The sequence below is a fragment of the Streptomyces sp. SCSIO 30461 genome (assembly GCF_037023745.1).
Taxonomy (GTDB): Bacteria; Actinomycetota; Actinomycetes; order Streptomycetales; family Streptomycetaceae; genus Streptomyces.
In genome coordinates this window covers 3575474-3592324 of sequence record NZ_CP146101.1, presented here as the reverse complement: position 1 = coordinate 3592324, position 16851 = coordinate 3575474, and the positions used below count along the sequence as shown (strand labels likewise).

The following is a 16851-nucleotide window of genomic DNA, read 5'->3' as shown; positions in this document are numbered from 1 at the left end:
CCTCGGGGGCGGGCGATCTGCATGGACACAAGGCCACGACTTCTGGCGACCAGCGACCTGCACATCTCCTACGAGGAGAACCGCTCCTTCGTGGAGCAGGCCCGTCCCACCACCGATGAGGACTGGCTGATCATCGCCGGTGACGTGGCCGAGAGGACAGCCGACGTCGAGTGGGCGCTGCGCCGCTTCAGCGAGCGGTTCGCCAAGGTGATCTGGGTGCCGGGCAATCACGAACTGTGGACGACGGCGCAGGAGCAGGACCGGCAACGCGGAGAGGCCCGCTACCGGCATCTCGTGGACATGTGCCGCTCGCTGGGTGTGCTCACCCCCGAGGATCCGTACCCGGTCTGGCGTGGCGCCGACGGGCCGGTGGCCGTGGCGCCGCTGTTCCTGCTCTACGACTACACCTTCCGCCCCGATGGCACGTTCACCAAGGAGCAGGCACTTGAACGGGCGTACGAGGCGGGCGTGGTCTGTACCGACGAATTCAGGCTCCACCCCGACCCCCACCCGGACCGCGAGTCATGGTGCCATGCCCGGGTGGCGGAGACCGAGCGGCGGCTCGCGGCGCTCGACCCGGGGCTGAGCACCGTCCTCGTCAACCACTGGCCCCTGCTGAGGGATCCCACCCGGATGCTGTGGTATCCGGAATTCTCCCTGTGGTGCGGCACGGAGCGCACCGCCGACTGGCACCGGCGGTTCAGGGCCTTGGCCGTCGTCTACGGCCATCTGCACATCCCGCGCACCACCGTCCACGACGGCGTGCGCTTCGAAGAGGTGTCCGTGGGCTACCCGCACGAGTGGCGGCGACGCGGTCTGCCGCGCGGCATCCTGCGTGACGTCCTGCCCGCCTGACTCCCGGCCGAAGTCCGTCGGTCCGGGGGCCTTCTGACGGTTCCACACCACGTACGGCAGGATGTCAGATCCCGCCGGTCGGAGCCTCTGCTTCCGTTCGCCCCGGCGTGACCGTACGACCGCACTCCCCCAGAATCCACAGGTGGCAAGGTGACGAGACATCACATCCGGCTCAGAGCGGCGTCCAACACCGCGGGCGTGCTCCCCCGTGCCACGGGAGGGAAGCGTTGAACCGGGACCTCACCCCGCATGATCTGATCGTCGCCGGAATAGCGCTGGCCGCGGGCGTGGCCGCGGCCCTGCTGCTGCGCCTGCTCCTGAAATGGCTCGGCGTGCGTGCGAGCCGGACCCGCTGGGGCGGCGACGACATCATCGTGGACGCCCTGCGGGCTCTGATCCCATGGGCAGCGGTCACCGGAGGCGCGGCGGTGGCGGCGTCGGCGCTGCCCCTGACGGCGCCCGTCGGACGCAACGTCAACATGGTGCTCACCGCGGTGCTCATCATGGCCGCGACCCTCACGGCCACCAGGATCGTGGCCGGTCTCGTGCAGGCCCTCGCGCAGTCCAGGTCCGGTGTCGCCGGGTCGGCCACGATCTTCGTGAACATCTCCCGTGTCGTGGTCATCGCCATGGGCTTCCTCGTGGTCCTGGAGACCCTGGGCGTCTCCATCGCCCCGCTGCTCACGGCTCTCGGCGTGGGCGGTCTCGCGGTGGCACTGGCACTTCAGGACACTCTGGCCAACCTGTTCGCGGGTGTGCACATCCTCGCCTCCAGGACGGTGCAGCCCGGCGACTACATCCGGCTCAGCAGCGGCGAGGAGGGGTATGTCGTCGACATCAACTGGCGCAACACCGTGGTGCGCCACATCTCCAACAACCTGGTGATCATCCCGAACACCAAGCTGTCCGGGACCAATATGACCAACTACCACCGTCCCGAACAGCAGATGACGCTCACCGTTCAGGCTGGGGTCGGCTACGACAGCGACCTGGACCATGTGGAGAAAGTCACGACGGAGGTCATCGACAGTGTGATGGCCGATGTCGACGGCGGTGTGCCGGAGCATGAAGCGGCCATCCGCTTCCACACCTTCGGCGACTCGCGCATCGGCTTCACGGTGATCCTGGGCGTCGGCGAGTTCAGCGACCAGTACCGGATCAAGCACGAGTTCATCAAGCGGCTGCACCGGCGCTACCGCGCCGAAGGCATCAGCGTTCCCGCGCCGATGCGGACCATCTCGGTGGAGCATGGGGACCTGTTGGTCCCCCACCAGCGCTCCACCGAGCACGCGGTGAGCGTGCACGCTCCCGTCCACGGCGCCCCCGCCACTCCCCCGGTGTGAGCGCCCCGGCCGTCGCGGGGTGATACACACGGCGATAGCACATCAGCCCCTGTCCCGACCGTACTCGGTCGGGACAGGGGCTGACTGGCGGAAAGGTACGCCGCTATCGCCGACGCGTGCCCTCGCCTCGACCACGCGCGCGCAGCAGCACGACGCCCGCGATCAGCAGCAGGGCTCCGGCCGCGGACGGCCACAGCTGGGCACCGGTCGAAGCGAGGCTGCCACCCGCCTGGGACTGGCTGCCCGTGTCGACCACCTGGTCGGCCGACCCGCCCTGTTCGGCGGTCTTGTTCTGGTCGTCACCGCCGTTGTCCGGAGTGGTGGCGGTCCCGGCGGGCTGTTCGGCGGCTGAGCCCTTGGGGGCATCTGTGCTGTCCGAACCGGCCGCCGCGGCGCTCGGCTTGCTCTTCACCACGGGCTGCCCCGCAGCGGAGCCCGGCTGAGCGTCGGGCTGCTCGGCGTCGCCGCCCGGAGCCTGCGACTGGTTGCCACCGTCCTCCTGGGCACCACCGTTGTCCTGGTTGCCACCGTCCTCCTGGGCACCACCGTTGTCCTGGTTGCCACCGTCCTCCTGGGCACCACCGTTGTCCTGGGCACCACCGTTGTCCTGGTTGCCACCGTCCTCCTGGGCACCACCGTCACCTTCGCCGGCACCCGGGTCGCCAGGGGCCGGGGGGTTCTGCTGGTCGTCGCCACCTGCCGGAGGGGCTCCCGCGTCGCCGCCGACGCCGCACTGGCGACCTTCGTTGATGCAGCTCACGACCTCGTTCATCAGATTGTCGTCGAACACGTTGATGAAGTCGCCGTGGTCCGTGACCGGCTTGTGCAGCTGCTCGGGGAACGAGTCGACCGCGAAGACGCTCGGATTGTCCCCGTCGAAGACCGGCGGCGGCACGTTGTACACGATCCGCTGCACGAGCTGCGGAATGGCCTTGAAGCCGTTCTGGCAGGCACCGTTCTGGTCGGCGAAGGCGACATGCGTGCGGTGGTTGGCGCTGTCCGTGTTCTGGCCGTCCCAGCAGCTCTGGAACTTGAACGAACGCACCACCTTGCTGCCCTGCGGGCAGATCGGGTACTTGTCCTTGAGCTGGCGGTCCTCGAAGCCCGTGCAGCTCCAAGACGCGTTCGCGTTGGCGTTGCCGTTCACGAACGCCTTGGCGTCACCGGTGATGATGCGCAGGAACCGGGGCATCGCGGTGACCTTGCCCACCGGGCTGCCGACGAAGTTCAGCGTCACCTCGGACGGCGTCTGGATCTCGCCGACGTTCTTGTCCTTGCCGCCGCCGTCGGCCTGCGCGTCGTTCTCGTCCTGGCCGTTCTGCACACGCAGCACCGGCCAGTAGTAGGTCGACTTGTCACCCTGGTCCTGACAGGTCGTCTGGCCGTTGGCGAGGTCGTCGTCGCTGGCGAAGGCGTCGTTGGCCTGGTTGCCCACATAGTCGTGCATATGGTGGGCGCCGTTGCTCACACCCGGCGCCACGATGACGTTGTCCGGGTTGAACTTGCCGTTCTGGTTCGTTCCGCAACTGGTCGCGAAGGTGCCCTGTGAGGCGCCCTGCTGCGGCTGCGGGTTCTGCACGTTCGGCTGGATGGACTGGATGTCCACGAAGTCGGAAGCCTCGGGGCCGTTGCCTGCCTGACCACCGCTGTCGCCGCCCTGCTCCTGGCCACCGCCCTGTTCCTGGCCGCCGTTCTGCCCCTGGTCCTGTTCGCCGACGTCGGCGTCATCGACCTGGAGGGCACACGGGGCCAGGGCTTCCAGGTCCTTCGGACGATCCCCGGCCACCCGGCCGATGGCGATCGAGATCCGTTCGATACCGGCGGCACGCTTGGCCTTCAGCGGATCGAGTACGGCGTTCTGGGCCCACTGCGGATCGCGCGCCATCTGATCCTTCTCGTTGGCGAAACGCTGGTACGCCTCCGTGATCTGGCTGTCCATCGCGGCCAGTTCACGGTCTACCTGCCGCCTCGCGCCGTCCGGCACCTCGGGCAGCCCGTTGGCCACCTCGGGGCACTTGATGGTCGATGCGGAGGCACCGGCACTCTGCGTCTGGTTCTCCCCGTTCCAACCGCTGGGCCAGGGCCCACCGCCTTCACCGGCGGAAGCATAGGAGTTGACCGCGATCAGGCCACCCCCACCCAGCATGAGAGCGATCGAGGCAACAAGCGCTCGTTTGCCCCGCTTAGACCGTCGCCGCACTGTGCGTCCCAATTGGAGCTCCTATGTTTCCTTGCCGGTCTGCCGTACACGCGCGCTGATGTGAGAGCTGCGTCCAGCTACATACGGAGGTGACACGTGGGGCGTTCAACCCTGAACAGTCAGCGGAATTCGATGATCTGACGGCCCGGTAGCAGAAAAGGTGCCCTGAACTGCGAGGATGCGACTGTCGAGGAAGCATCGGGTGCAGGAGTCAGGACACCTTTCTGGTGAGCGAGCGTACAGGGTGGGACCGGGGCCTGGTCGTGAGGGCTGACGGGAAAGGCCTGGTCGGGCATGCCGGGGTGGTGTTGCTGCGGCGCCTTGCGGACCGGTCGGGGCTGACCGGGGCCCTGTCCGGGGTGTTCCCGACCGGCGGTCCGGGCTGGCGGGACCGGGCAGTGGTCCTCGTCCACCTGGCGATATCGATCGCGCTCGGCGCCCGCAGTGTGGCCGAGGCCGGACAGCTCGCCTGGCACCATGAGCGGGTGATGGGCCCGGGCGTCTCGGACTCCACGGTGCACCGCACCCTGAACCTGTGTGACGCCGACCGGATCGCGGCGATCAACCGGGCCCGGGCGCGGATCCGCCGTACGGTGTGGTCGTGGCTGGCGCTGCGGCCCGGCGGATTTCCCTGGCTGACCATCGCCGGGAAACGCCTGCACCACTGGGTGATCGTCGATATGGACGCAACGATCATCACGGCCGCCTCGAAGAAAGAGGGCGCGGCGGCGACCTGGAAGAAGAGCTTCGGGTTTCATCCTCTGGCCGCGTGGTGCGCGAACACCGGCGAGTGTCTGGCGATGCTGCTGCGGAGCGGCAACGCGGGCTCGAACACGGTCGCCGACCACAAGGCGGTGCTCGCCGATGCGCTCGCCCAGATCCCGGGCTCCTCGCGCGCGAAGATCCTCGTGCGGGTCGACGGGGCCGGCGCGACCCACGGCCTGCACGAACATCTCCTCGGCTTGAACACGCGTCGGCGCACGGTCCGCTTCACCACCGGCTGGACCATCACCGAGGCCGACGAGCAGGCCATCGCGAAACTGCCCGAGGCAGCGTGGGAGGCATCCCTCAACCAGGACGGCAGCGTCCAGGAGGGCTACTTCGTCGCCGAGTTGAGCGGACTGAACGGACGCGAGGGCTGGAGCCGGGGCCTGCGGCTGATCGTCCGCCGGGTCAGACCCTCCAGCCGCCACCTGGCGAACCTGACCGACTTCGAGAAGAAGACCGGCTGGAAGTACTCGGTCATCGCCACGAACATCAACAAGATGACCCGGGTCGTCGGCTCCCACCAGATCCAGTGGCTGGACGCCGTGCACCGCCACCATGCCGTGGTCGAAGACCGCGTGCGCACGAACAAGGCCATGGGCTTGCACAACCTGCCCTCGAAATCCTGGCAGAACAACACGAGTTGGATGCTGACCGCGAACCTCGCGGCCGACCTCGACGCCTGGCTCCGTCTCCTGGCCCTCCACGACCAGGACGGCCTCGCCGACGCCGAACCCGACACCATGCGCTTTCGGATCTACCACCTGCCCGCCCGCCTCGCCCACCACGCCCGCCGCCGGCACCTCCGCCTCCCTGCCGACTGGCCCTGGGCCAGGGCATTCGCCACGGCCTGGCGGCGTCTGACCGAGCTTTCCGCCGTCACCTGACGCGCGGACCCCGCCCCGACGAAGACCAGGAAGGAGAGACCGGCACCACCACCGGGACCGTGGAACCCGGCGCAGCCGCAGCGACACGCGACGGCCCCACCCGCCAATACGCGGGACAAACAGGGCGAGCCGAAGACGCTACCCGGCAGTGATCACCGCTGACAGATCGAGGTCAAAGCGGCGGGAAATTCGGGCCGAATCCCGTACAGGTGTGCCGCGTCGCCGTCGGCGGGACGCGGCACACCGGGTCGCCTCCATGCCGGTGACACAGTGGGCCGCAGTCATGACCACGTTGGCGCTGATCAGGCTGCCGCAGCAGAACTGGCGTTTCAGGGCACTGCCCTTGCCCTTGGTGAGCAGCGCGGCCATGAAGGGGTACGCGTCGCCGGACACTTCGGTGCCGCCGATGATGCGAGCGCCGGGCTTGGGCTCGCCGGACGCGGGCATGGCCGGTGAGGGCGAGCATCGGCATCCAGGCCGGCAGGTCCAGGGCGATCTGGACGATCTCCAGCCAGATCTGGTTCTGCGCGGCGTCGTACAGGGGGAGATTGCGCAGGCCGGCGCGCGGGCGGCACGGATACGGTCCTCGGCGCGGGCCCGCTGCCGGTGGCGCAGCTCCAGCTCGGCGATCGGGGTGTTCTTGGTGTTGGCGGCGAAGCAGGTCAGGCGGATGCCGTCGGCGTCGGCGCGGCGTCGGCGAGACGCAACTGAGCGCCGGGATAGGGCTGTTCCCTCTAAACGATCAGCCGTATCGCCTGGCCAGCCCTTGAGGCAGTCGCCGTCGAGCTCGACCACCCAGGCTTTGTCACGGATTTCGCCGTCGGGCTCGACGGCCCGGCGTCCACAGGCTCCGCTCCTGCGGCGCAGCTCACCCTGAGGTCCTGCCCTCGGTGGAGCACGCTTCGTACAAGGGGCTGAACAACCGGGCGGAGAAGGGTCATCAGCCCACTCGCCGGCGCGAACCGGCGATGAAGGGCTCCGCCCCGCTGGAGCAGCCCAGCGGTTCCCATCCGCGTTCAGCGGCATCCCACCCCACTTCCGGCCCAACCGCCACCGGATGACCGCACACAACTGCCGAGCCGGGATGACCCTCCGCTTCATGAATCGGAAACAGGCCACCCGGAGTCACCGGTCTGCCCACCAAGGGCTGGGCGACAACCCGGAACCGGGCTTCGCCACGCCCCGACGGGCCGCCGGACACGCACGTACCCAACAACGTGACAACGCCCGCCGACACGCGTGATCAGAATTCACACGGTGTATCGAGGCTCAGTATCCTAGGCGAGGGTGTGCGGCGCGACGATCTGCCATTCTGGCGCCTGTCTGACGCCCATGTACCCGCCCGGTGAGCTCACCGGTGTTTCCGCCGCCGCACATGAAAGCAGGGGAGGATTGCGCGATACAGGTGACACGCTGTCCCGGTTCGGATACAAGCAACAGCTCAGCAGAACCCTCGGCTTGCGCGATCTGCTGACCTACGGCTTGATCTACATCGTTCCGATCGCACCGTTCATTATTTTTGGCGTGGTGTTCGACGCCTCCAAGGGCATGGTGGCGCTCACGTACCTCGTCGGTATCGTCGCCATGACGTTCACGGCCCTCAGCTATAGGGAGATGTCCAGAGAGTTCCCTATCTCGGGCTCGGTCTACGCCTACGCGGGGCGCGCCCTGAGTCCGGAGGCCGGGTTCATCTCAGGATGGATGGTGCTGCTGGACTATTTGCTGGCGCCGACCCTGCTCTATGTTTCCGGAGCCGTCGCGATCCAGTCCGTGATCCCCTCCGTGCCACAGCACGTGTGGATCGTGCTCTTCGTGGTCTTCAACACCACCGTCAACCTGATGGGTGTCGCCATCACGGCCGCGATGAACAAGGTGCTGCTGGTCGTGGAGCTGACCGTGCTGGTGCTCTTCATCGTGTTCGCCGTCATCGCCATCACCCAGGGCAAGAACGGAGCGCACTGGAGTCTGACCCCGTTCTACAACCCATCAGAGTTCTCGATCGGGCCGATCTTCTCCGCCCTGTCGGTCGCGGCATTGTCGTTCATCGGCTTCGACGCCATCTCCACACTGGCGGAAGAGGTCAAGGGCGGTCCCAGGGTCGTCGGCCGCGCCACGCTGCTGAGCCTGTTCGTCGTCGGCGCCCTGTTCGTCGTGCAGACCTACCTGGCCGCACTCCTGCTGCCCGGTGAGACGAGCCTGCCCAGGGAGGCCGCGGAGGACACCGCGTTCTACGACGTGGCAGGGGTCGCCGGCGGGACATGGCTGAAGAGCCTCACCGCCGGCACCACCGTCCTCGCCACGGCGGTGGCGACCTCGCTCGTCGCACAGACGGCCACATCGCGGCTGCTGTTCTCCATGGCCCGTGACGGCCAACTGCCACGCTTCCTGGCCCACGTCAACCGCAAGCATCGCGTACCCGAACGGGCCCTCGTCTTCGTGGCTGCGCTCAGTCTGGCCCTGGGGCTTCCCCTGGCCGGCCGGGTGGACCTTGTGGCCTCGCTGGTGAACTTCGGAGCCCTGTTCTCCTTCCTGATGCTGCAGTTGTCGGTCGTCTTCCACTTCCTGGTCCGCCGCCGTGCGCGCACCTATGGCATGCACCTGGTGGTGCCCTTTTGTGGCCTCGTGATCATCGGCTACGTGCTCTACCGCGCCAACGCGCACGCCCAGATCGTCGGCAGCTGCTGGTTGGTCATCGGGCTTGCCGTCCTCGTGGCACGCCGCTCGACGGGCCGCTCCGTCACCCTCGGCAGCGCTGAATGAGACTCGGGGCGACCGGCAGGGAGGGCGTCAGGTCTGGCAGAGTCCTCGCCCGGTACCGACGTCGAGCGGGCCGGCCGGCCGTGGTCATGCTGTTGCGGCTCGCAGTGACCCGGCATGTCACGGCCCGGCAGCCGCCATGCGCTGCTCGCGCGCCTCACCGGACGGATACGTGGCGCACGAGTTGCACCACTTTCACAGACCCGGAAGCATGGATGATACGCACTGGAGGGGTCAGGACCGGATCACCGGCCGAACGCTTGTGATCCCCGGTAGCCCCAGCTCATTGCCAGGGTGAGCCAAGAGCCGAGAGCCGACGTGATCGTTGCGTGGTACGCACCGACACCTCCCAGGTGGGCCGTACGTCCCGGACCCGGCAGCCGGCATCGCGTCTGGAGCAGCGAGTGAACGAACCTTACCGAGACATCTTGGCGGGCCTGCGCAACGCGTTTCCGCAGCCCTTCAGTGCGGCCTTCCACGACTCCTACGTCTGCCACACCGTGCTGCGTGCGCTCGACAGCCTGGACGATCTCAAGAACGAGACCCCTCTGCTCGGTGGCCGCGAGCCTCTGGACTACGACACCGCTCGCACGGTCACGCTCCGGGAAGAGGGCGCGTCGGTGGAGGAGGTGGTCAAAGATCTGGTGTCGTTCTTTCACGGCATGACAATCTGGGGCCATCCCCACACGCAGCAGAACGTCATTCCCCCGTCGACGCTCCCCTCGGTCGTCGGCATGACGCTCGCACACCTGTACAACCCGAACATCGTCTCGGACGAGTTCAGCCATCGCGTGGCCCTGGCCGAAGTCGAAGTGGTCGCGGCATGCGCGTCACTGCTGGGATACGACCAGGATGAGGTGGGCGGACTGTTCTCGTTCGGTGGCACCGCGACGAACCTCTACGGTGTGAAGGTCGGGCTGGAAAAGGCTCAACCCGGCGCGATGCAGAGCGGTGTCCGCGAAGGCCTCGTGACCTTCGCCAGCGACAGCAGCCACTACTGCCGTCTCACTGTCGCGGGGTGGTTGGGCCTCGGCACGGACAACTCGATCACCATTCCCACCGACGACCGGGGAGAGATGGACGTCGGCGCGCTTCGCACGGGCTTGGAAGAGGCAATCGGTGCCGGTAAGAAGATCGCCGCGATCATCTGCACGATGGGCACGACGGACTCCTTCGGTATCGACGACCTGGAAGCCGTCGTCGACCTGCGCGACGAGCTGGTGGAGACACACGGCCTGCAGTACAAGCCTCATGTCCACGCTGATGCGGTGAGCGGTTGGGCGTGGGCCGTGTTCAACGACTACGACTTCGAGGTGAACCCCCTGGGTTTCGCAGCGCGCACGTTGCGGGCGCTCGCGGGCGCCCGCCATCGCATCAAGGCGCTGAGTCTGGCCGACTCCGTAGGCATCGACTTTCACAAGACCGGTTTCGCGCCGTACATCTGCAGCCTCGTGGTGTTCAAGGACGGCCACGACCTGCAACATCTGGGCAGGAAGCCGGAGACGATGCCGATGCTGTACCAGCACGGCGACTATCACCCGGGCCTCTACACGCTGGAAACATCGCGCATGGGAGGCAGCGCCCTGGCAGCCATCGCCAACCTCCGCCTGCTCGGCAGGCAAGGCTGGCAGTCCGTCCTCGGTTACATCGTCGATCTGTCACAGCACCTGCGCGACCTGCTGGAAGGGCAGCCGCACATCCGCGTGCTCAACCGGGACAGCGTCGGTATCGTGACGCTGTTCCGCGTGTACCCCGAAGGGGTCGACACCTTCGACATCGAGCGGCGTGAGCTGACCGATTCGGCCATGCGGGAGGAGGTCCGCACCTACAACGAGTACAACCACCGCATCGCCGACTACCTGCACGAACGGGCCATGCAGGGCAAGGGGGTGGCCATCTCCCGCACGGACGCGTATCGCGAGACCCTTTTCGGCGAGCCGGTTCTCGCGTTGAAGTCCTACCTGGTCTCGCCGTTCGACAACGAGGAGAGCGTGGAACTGGTGGTGCGGAACGTGCTCGAAGCGCGCCAAGCGCTGGCACGGGAAGACTGAGGCGCCCACCGAACCGCGGTGGACGACCAGGTCGGCACGGTCGGTTCTGTCCCGTTGTTGAACGCGCGATTTCCTGATGGCCCGTCGAGAGGCTGTGTACCGGGGCGATTTGCGGGTCTTGGGAGCCAGTGAGCTCAGTCCGGGTCAAGCAAGGGTCCTGTCGGTGATGCGACCGCCGTCGACCCGCAACAGGGTCTTCACCGTCGAGACACCGGGGACCCGAGTCGTCAACACGGCGGCGAGGAAACTCAGATGGTCCGCGACGGTGTCGTGCCCCGAGTTCCAGGATGCCCGCAGTAGTGGAGGTGACGTTCCATGCCTCCTGGACCCGCCTCCCGGCCCGGGACTCATGCGGAACCCGGGTACACACCATGCCGCTGGCCTTGGCAACATCAATCGCCGCGACCCTCTCCACCAGCTCCGATTCGAGATCGGTCTCTTCGCTCGCCCTCACCCTCGCCTCCCCACCCATCCGGTCGCACAGAACGGTGGCAGCCACCCGGGGGCCGGCGAGGGAAAACGAGAATCGCTCGAAGCAACAATGCGCAGCCCCTCTGGGCCGGCTCCAGCACCAGACTCATTACAGGCTCCAGGCCCACAGATCATCGGCGTCGGACGGGCAGCCACCACACCACCCCATTTTCACGGCTGCGCCGACGTCCGGTATGCCGGATACAGAGACTCGTTCGTCTTGTCCGGTACGGGCAGCTGGGTGACGGTGCGTCCGTCGCCGGTCATCGCGGCCAGCAGGTGCACAGCCGGGGCATCGCGGCGGCGCGAGCCGCGGGCGCTCTTGCCGTCCACTGCCACAGTGGTGGTACCGGCGGGGTCCTGGCCCGTCAGATCGGCCAGGCCGCCCGGACACACCGCGCCGACCACCCTGCGGATCGTGGAGAGCGACGACGCGACGCGCACGCCAAGGGCCGACGGCGCGGGCACCCAGCCGGGCTAGGGTCTCCTGCGGCACGGAGGGTGCCCACTGCCCGATCGCCGTCCACGAGCGGGCACCGGCTGTCACCGCGCACGCGGCGACCAGGAGCACCGCCACGATCGGGTGACGCACCCCTCGCCGTCGGCGCGGATCGGGCAGCACCGCCAGCCGGTCCACGAGCGACGGCAGTGCACGGTGCTGACGCGACGGCGACTTGGCCAGGCAGACGGTGGCAGACTGACGGCACATCGAAGCTCCGGTGATGGACGGCGACTTGGGAAGGGCATCCGGCTTCAACCGGAGCTCTCTTGAAAATCAGCGGCATGTTCCGGCGTTGGCCCAGGTCAAGCAGTGTCCTGGTGGGGCGCGATGGTCACGTCGTGGCCAAGTGCCGCGAGTTGGGCGAGCAGGCGTCGGGTTTGCCGTTCCTTGCCCAGTCGATTGGTGAAGTGATCTGCTCCGAGGTCCCGGGGGACACCGTCGTGCAAGATGTGCGACGAGGATGGAGTGCCCGACCGCAACGGTCGCCCGTTTCACGCCGCGGTGTGGCACCAGCCTCCGGAACTGGGCGCCGAGGTAGGTGGCCTTCATCCGGGCGGCACTGGAACCGGCCATGTACAAAGCCGTCTTGAGCCATGTGTCGCCGTGTCGGGTCCGGCCGGACATTCGTCTGCCGGCGGACTCGTTGTTTCCCGGGCACATCCCCGCCCAGGAGGCGAGGTGGCCGGCGGTGGCGAACCTGTTCATGTCCACCCCGATCTCCGCGATGATCACCTGAGCCAGACCAGGCTGACGCCGGGATCGTGGTCAGCAGCTCGACCTGACGCTGCAGCGGCTGCAGTTGACGAGCGATCTCCTGGCTCAGTTTCCCCTTCCCCGGAATCCGGATGCATACCTTGCATTCGGTCTTGCCCAGGTCGACCCCGGCGCAGCGTTCCTCGAACACGTCCATAGCGGATCTCCGAAGTTAAGCGGTGCGGCATGACCATGCCAATGCGATCGGTCGTCGACCGGGAGGGCGGTCAGGCCAGTCATTGCACGGGCAGCGCACTGCGTTGGCCGTCCACCCGGAAGCTGTCATGTACGCGCACACCGCTTAACTTCGAAGACCCTCCATAGCCGCCTCCTGACGACCGGTTCGGTCAGCTGGCGATGCCCGCCCTTCCGGGGCCACAGGATTCGAAGAAGCTCTCTTGCGTGCTCATGGCAACATCACCGGACTCCTGCACACGATCCCTGCGTCCGACTTCGTTTCGGGCTCAAGACTCGGCGCCAAGCTCCATCGACGTCCTCCGGACGAGCACCACCCGAATTTTCCCGGCCTCACGGATCCTGCTGGCCAAATGTGGGGTTATGCGGCGAGTGTGAGGTCGAGTCGGGCGAGGTGGCTGGTGCGGGTGTGATCGAGGGGCTGGCCGTTCCACCATGCGTCGAGGCGGATCAGGTTGAGAGCGACAGCGGAGAAGACATGCTCGAGATGGGTCTTCCCCAGCCCTCGGTAGTGACCATCCCGGCGGTTGCCGGTGACCGCCATAGCCTGGCGGATGGTGCCCTCGGCACCGGCTCGCAGCGCGTACGTCGCCCGCCAGCCCTCGTCGCCCTGGGCGGTGTGGTTGGCATGGATGAGGTCGTGCAGCGGTCTGGGCCGCAGGGTGAGTTGGCGGCCCCAGCGGGTGGCGTTGGTGCATTCGGCTCTGGCCGGGCATGGGACGCAGTCGGCCTGGTCGAAGCGGACCACGATCACTTCGCGGCCCTTCTGTCTGGCCGGGCTCCAGAACCGGCTGGAGGCGCCCTGGGGGCAGGTGGCCTGGCGGGCGTCCCAGTCGATGGCGAAGGCTTCGCGCTGGCAGCCGGCTTTCTCGCGCTGCTGGCGGGAGGTACCGCCCTGCAGCGGTGTGACTAGCGCGACTCCGAATGTGTTCAGGGAGTCGACGACGAGTTCGGCGCTCGCGTAGCCGGAGTCCAGGTAGTGCTCGCCGGGCAGCAGGTCCCGGCCATCGAGGGCCTGATGGACGGGCTCGACCAGTTTCACGTCGGGCACGGTCGCGTCCGTGGTCGCGACATGCGTGATCACATTCGGGACGGGAGGGCGTGCCCGTCGGCCGGGTCGCGGAGCCTCGTCGTCGGGCTGGGCCAGCTGGCAGACCTCGCTGATGTGCAGTTTGTACCCGGTCCAGCGCAGATCTTCCTTGCCGCCGTAGCGGGCATCGAGATCGTACGGCGAGGTCAGGCGCACTCTGCCGGGCGGGAGACCGTCCGTGTCCGCCTCCCGCCGCTTGACCGCCTCCACTCCGCTGCTGTCAGTGGTGATCAGATAGTTCTGCACAGTGACCTGCCGCAGCACCTGGACCGCGGGCAACTGACGCAGCCAGGCTGGTGCAGCCGGATGGTGGACCGTCCGCAGCAGGGCCACCGCGTCGCGGCCGTAGTCCAGGGCGAGCTGGTCCCGCTGGGTCTGGGAGCCGGGCGGGCGCCAGTTCGCGTCGATCCGCCGCCCGTATCGCCGGTTCCACCCGGCGATGTCCAGCATCTGCGCCACCCAATCGGGGGCCGCGGCGGACAGCGCCTCCAGCGCGGCCCGCACCGTCTCCCCGGCCAACTCCAGCCGGTTCAACTCCCGCACCGCCGCCAGCACGTGCGTGGAATCGGTACGCTGCTTGCCTCCTGCCTTGACCAGGCCCTTCTCCTTCAACACGGCCAGCAGCAGATCCAGCACACGCTCCTCCAAGCCGTGCTCGACCACCCGGGTGCGGAACTCCGACAGCACCGACGCATCGAAACCGACGTCCTCCAGCTCCAGACCCAGGCAGTACTTCCACGACAGATCGAACCGGACCCGCTGCACGGCGGCGCGGTCGGTCAGGTTCTCGGCCATCTGCAGCACGGTCACCATCGCGAGGCGCCCCGGCGACCATCCGCGCCGGCCCCGGCGGCCGAACGCCACAGCGAACTCCGCATCCGCGAACAGCGCGCCGAGCTCGTCCCGCACCCGCATCGCCAGCGGTACCTCCCCACGCGCCGCCGCGGCCCGTGCGACTCGCGCCGTGAGCTCGGGCACCTCAGGCCATTCCTCCGGCCGCGACGACATGACTCCCAACCCAGCGGCCGGGGAACGACAAGACCGGCCACCACAGTGCCAACAGCGTCCCCACACCCCAGGACACGACATTTGGCCAGCAGGATCCACGGGGCGGGCCCGCCAGGGGCCGGGGCGACTTCGTTGCATCCGTGGCGGCCTTCCTCCCGATCGTCACACCGTCGTGACCAGGCACCCCACAAGATCACCACGACTTTGAATCGGCCCTGGTACACAGGGGCGCGAGGCACACCCGTACTGAGCTGACTGACTTGCCCGACAACAACGTTGAGAGACGCCAACGGAATTCACCCGAAGGCGTCAAAGAGTTCCCACAGGAATTGGCCAGATGGAATACGACGAATGACGAGGGTTCAGCTCTCTTCCCGTTCCGTCAGACGCGGAATCGATGGGCGAGGTTCACTGGGGCGTGGAGTTTCTTCTCCCGCCGTACCCGCTGTCGCCTCCCCTCGATGAGGGGAGGCGACAGCGGGTACGGCGGGAGAAAGAGCACCCCTTGCGCTCGCCCGTGCCGGTCGGGTCCATGGACGCGCCCTTGGGCGTCGCCGCTGCCGACTCACGGCGGGCATTTGGCGGCTGCAGCACTCAGTAGTAGTGCCGACGTCCACCCACCGCGTGGCCCACCGCGCCGAGCACCCACAGCACCAAACCGATGGCGACCAGAATGATGCCGATGGTCCAGAGAATGCTGATACCGGTCACTGCGCCGATGATGAGCAATATGAGTCCGAGGATGATCATTTGATTCCTCCGATCCTGGAGTGCTCCTATTAGCGCGTTTGCCCGCTCCGGGCCGCACCAAACGGCTTGATTCAGGGTGCCGCCGACCGTATCCGGACCGGAACCGAACGTGTCCATGAGGCCGTCGCCGGCGCCTTCCCTCCAGGTCTCAGCGCGGGCTCACACGGCCGCGCAAAGCGCCGGTCGCAGCGCCACGCTGTTCGATGTACTGCTTGAAGCGGCGCATGTCGCCCTTCACACGGCGGTCGATCATTCCGGCCATGGCCGCTGTCTTCTCGGCCGCTCCCACAGGTTCCACATCCATGATGAGTTCGACACGTGTGCGTGTCGCGTCCAACGACTGAGCGACTCTGACGCGTAAATAACCGCAGGTGGGTGGCATTTCGGGCACGACGGTGATCCCAGCGGGGCCGTTCCCGCCGGGTTTCGTTCCGGTTGGTTCATCCGGCGGCCTCCATGGGGTCGAGGGTGACCCGGTAGCCGAGTTCGTTGAGGCGGGTTACGGCCCGGCGTGCGGCGCGTTCGGGGTCGCGTCGGGTGAAGTAGTCGCCGCCGAGCTCGTGGTAGGCCACGTTGTCGGTGAGCATGTGCCAGATCGCGGTGATGATCGAGTGCTCGACGGCGATGAGTGCCTTCATCGGTCCGCGGCGGGCGGTCAGTCGCTTGTAACGCGCCTGGAGGTAGGAGCCCTTGGTGCGTGCGGCGCCGAATGCGGCCATCCCCAACGCGCCCTTGAGATGGGCGTTTCCGGGGCGGACCCGGGTGCTCCTGACCTTGCCGGCCGATTCGTGGTGTCCGGGGCACAGTCCGGCCCAGGGGGCGAGGTTTTTGGCCGAGGCGAACCGGGCCATGTCACCACCCGTCTCGGCCACGATCACCTCGGCTTCTCTCCCCCTCGGCCGACGTAACACCGATCCGTCAGCTCACGACGAGTCGACCGTGGATCCCACTCGGCACCGTCGCCGACTGGGCACGCAGTTCGTCCACGACCTCCGTCTGCCTCATCGCCCCGCTTCTCGATCTCGCGGGCCGACCCCGATGGACCGCATCAGCGCCACCAGCGACGCCCGGTCCTCGGCGATCTCGTCGGCGATGCGCGCCATCTCGGCAGCACGCGGCGAAGAGCGATGGACCGCGCGATCCGAGGGACAGCTCGACCCCGGCCGTCGCACCCGCCGGATGGTCGTCGAGATGGACGGTGAGAGCATCGTCGTGCCGGAAGCC

12 protein-coding genes and 4 pseudogenes are annotated in these 16851 nt (G+C 67.5%); 6 read left to right on the top strand and 10 right to left on the bottom strand.

What is annotated here, in order from left to right; genetic code table 11:
• Positions 1-21 precede the first annotated feature (21 nt).
• Both V1460_RS15835 and V1460_RS15830 read left to right on the top strand, forming a co-directional pair.
• Positions 22-855, top strand: coding sequence for a metallophosphoesterase (locus V1460_RS15835; protein ID WP_338674356.1), 834 nt, complete (start codon positions 22-24; stop codon positions 853-855).
• Positions 856-1082: 227 nt separating this feature from the next.
• Entirely contained in the window at positions 1083-2198 is a 1116-nt protein-coding gene (locus V1460_RS15830; protein ID WP_338674355.1) for a mechanosensitive ion channel family protein, read from the top strand.
• Positions 2199-2301: 103 nt separating this feature from the next.
• On the opposite strand, the gene V1460_RS15825 is transcribed toward V1460_RS15830, so the two are convergent.
• Positions 2302-4344, bottom strand: coding sequence for a DUF1996 domain-containing protein (locus tag V1460_RS15825; protein WP_338674354.1), 2043 nt, complete (start codon positions 4342-4344; stop codon positions 2302-2304).
• A 281-nt stretch (positions 4345-4625) separates the two neighbouring features.
• Between V1460_RS15825 and V1460_RS15820 the strand changes: the two genes are divergently transcribed.
• Positions 4626-6050 (top strand): IS1380 family transposase, encoded by a 1425-nt coding sequence (locus tag V1460_RS15820; RefSeq protein ID WP_338672180.1) that lies wholly within the window; start codon positions 4626-4628, stop codon positions 6048-6050.
• Between the two features lie 138 nt (positions 6051-6188).
• Here V1460_RS15820 and V1460_RS15815 read toward each other — a convergent pair whose 3' ends face one another.
• Positions 6189-6419, bottom strand: coding sequence for a trypsin-like serine protease (locus V1460_RS15815; protein ID WP_407077464.1), 231 nt, complete (start codon positions 6417-6419; stop codon positions 6189-6191).
• Between the two features lie 67 nt (positions 6420-6486).
• Positions 6487-6884, bottom strand: a pseudogene (locus tag V1460_RS15810) (transposase); the annotation flags it as partial.
• Positions 6885-6895: 11 nt separating this feature from the next.
• Between V1460_RS15810 and V1460_RS15805 the strand changes: the two are divergent.
• From V1460_RS15805 to V1460_RS15795, 3 genes and pseudogenes are all read left to right on the top strand, one after another.
• A pseudogene (locus V1460_RS15805) lies at positions 6896-7170 on the top strand (IS6 family transposase); the annotation flags it as partial.
• Positions 7171-7442: 272 nt separating this feature from the next.
• Entirely contained in the window at positions 7443-8810 is a 1368-nt protein-coding gene (locus V1460_RS15800; RefSeq protein ID WP_338674352.1) for an APC family permease, read from the top strand.
• Positions 8811-9235: 425 nt separating this feature from the next.
• A complete protein-coding gene (locus tag V1460_RS15795; protein WP_338674351.1) occupies positions 9236-10858 on the top strand; it encodes a pyridoxal-dependent decarboxylase in 1623 nt (540 codons plus the stop codon).
• A gap of 642 nt (positions 10859-11500) precedes the next feature.
• Here the strand turns inward: V1460_RS15795 and V1460_RS15790 are convergent.
• From V1460_RS15790 to V1460_RS15760, 7 genes and pseudogenes are all read right to left on the bottom strand, one after another.
• Entirely contained in the window at positions 11501-11797 is a 297-nt protein-coding gene (locus tag V1460_RS15790) for a hypothetical protein (protein ID WP_338678393.1), read from the bottom strand.
• A gap of 55 nt (positions 11798-11852) precedes the next feature.
• Positions 11853-12038 (bottom strand): annotated as a pseudogene (locus V1460_RS15785) (transposase family protein); the annotation flags it as partial.
• A gap of 66 nt (positions 12039-12104) precedes the next feature.
• Complete coding sequence (locus tag V1460_RS15780; protein ID WP_338678065.1) at positions 12105-12536, bottom strand: transposase; 432 nt, start codon at positions 12534-12536, stop codon at positions 12105-12107.
• A gap of 604 nt (positions 12537-13140) precedes the next feature.
• Positions 13141-14847 carry a transposase gene (locus V1460_RS15775; protein WP_338674350.1) on the bottom strand — a complete coding sequence of 569 codons (1707 nt, stop codon included), beginning with the start codon at positions 14845-14847 and terminating at the stop codon, positions 13141-13143.
• 624 nt (positions 14848-15471) lie between these two features.
• Complete coding sequence (locus V1460_RS15770) at positions 15472-15627, bottom strand: DUF6131 family protein (protein ID WP_338678064.1); 156 nt, start codon at positions 15625-15627, stop codon at positions 15472-15474.
• A 148-nt stretch (positions 15628-15775) separates the two neighbouring features.
• A pseudogene (locus tag V1460_RS15765) lies at positions 15776-15970 on the bottom strand (cyclase); the annotation flags it as partial.
• A gap of 97 nt (positions 15971-16067) precedes the next feature.
• Positions 16068-16499: a transposase gene (locus V1460_RS15760; RefSeq protein WP_338674349.1), complete on the bottom strand. Its 432-nt coding sequence runs from the start codon at positions 16497-16499 to the stop codon at positions 16068-16070.
• Positions 16500-16851: the final 352 nt, after the last annotated feature.

Coding starts and splice junctions, on each gene's coding strand:
- V1460_RS15835 (WP_338674356.1), top strand. CDS start 22: ATGGACACAAGGCCACGACTTCTGGCGACCAGCGACCTGCACATCTCC.
- V1460_RS15825 (WP_338674354.1), bottom strand. CDS start 4,344: ATGCTGGGTGGGGGTGGCCTGATCGCGGTCAACTCCTATGCTTCCGCC.
- V1460_RS15815 (WP_407077464.1), bottom strand. CDS start 6,419: ATGGCCGCGCTGCTCACCAAGGGCAAGGGCAGTGCCCTGAAACGCCAG.
- V1460_RS15780 (WP_338678065.1), bottom strand. CDS start 12,536: ATGAACAGGTTCGCCACCGCCGGCCACCTCGCCTCCTGGGCGGGGATG.
- V1460_RS15770 (WP_338678064.1), bottom strand. CDS start 15,627: ATGATCATCCTCGGACTCATATTGCTCATCATCGGCGCAGTGACCGGT.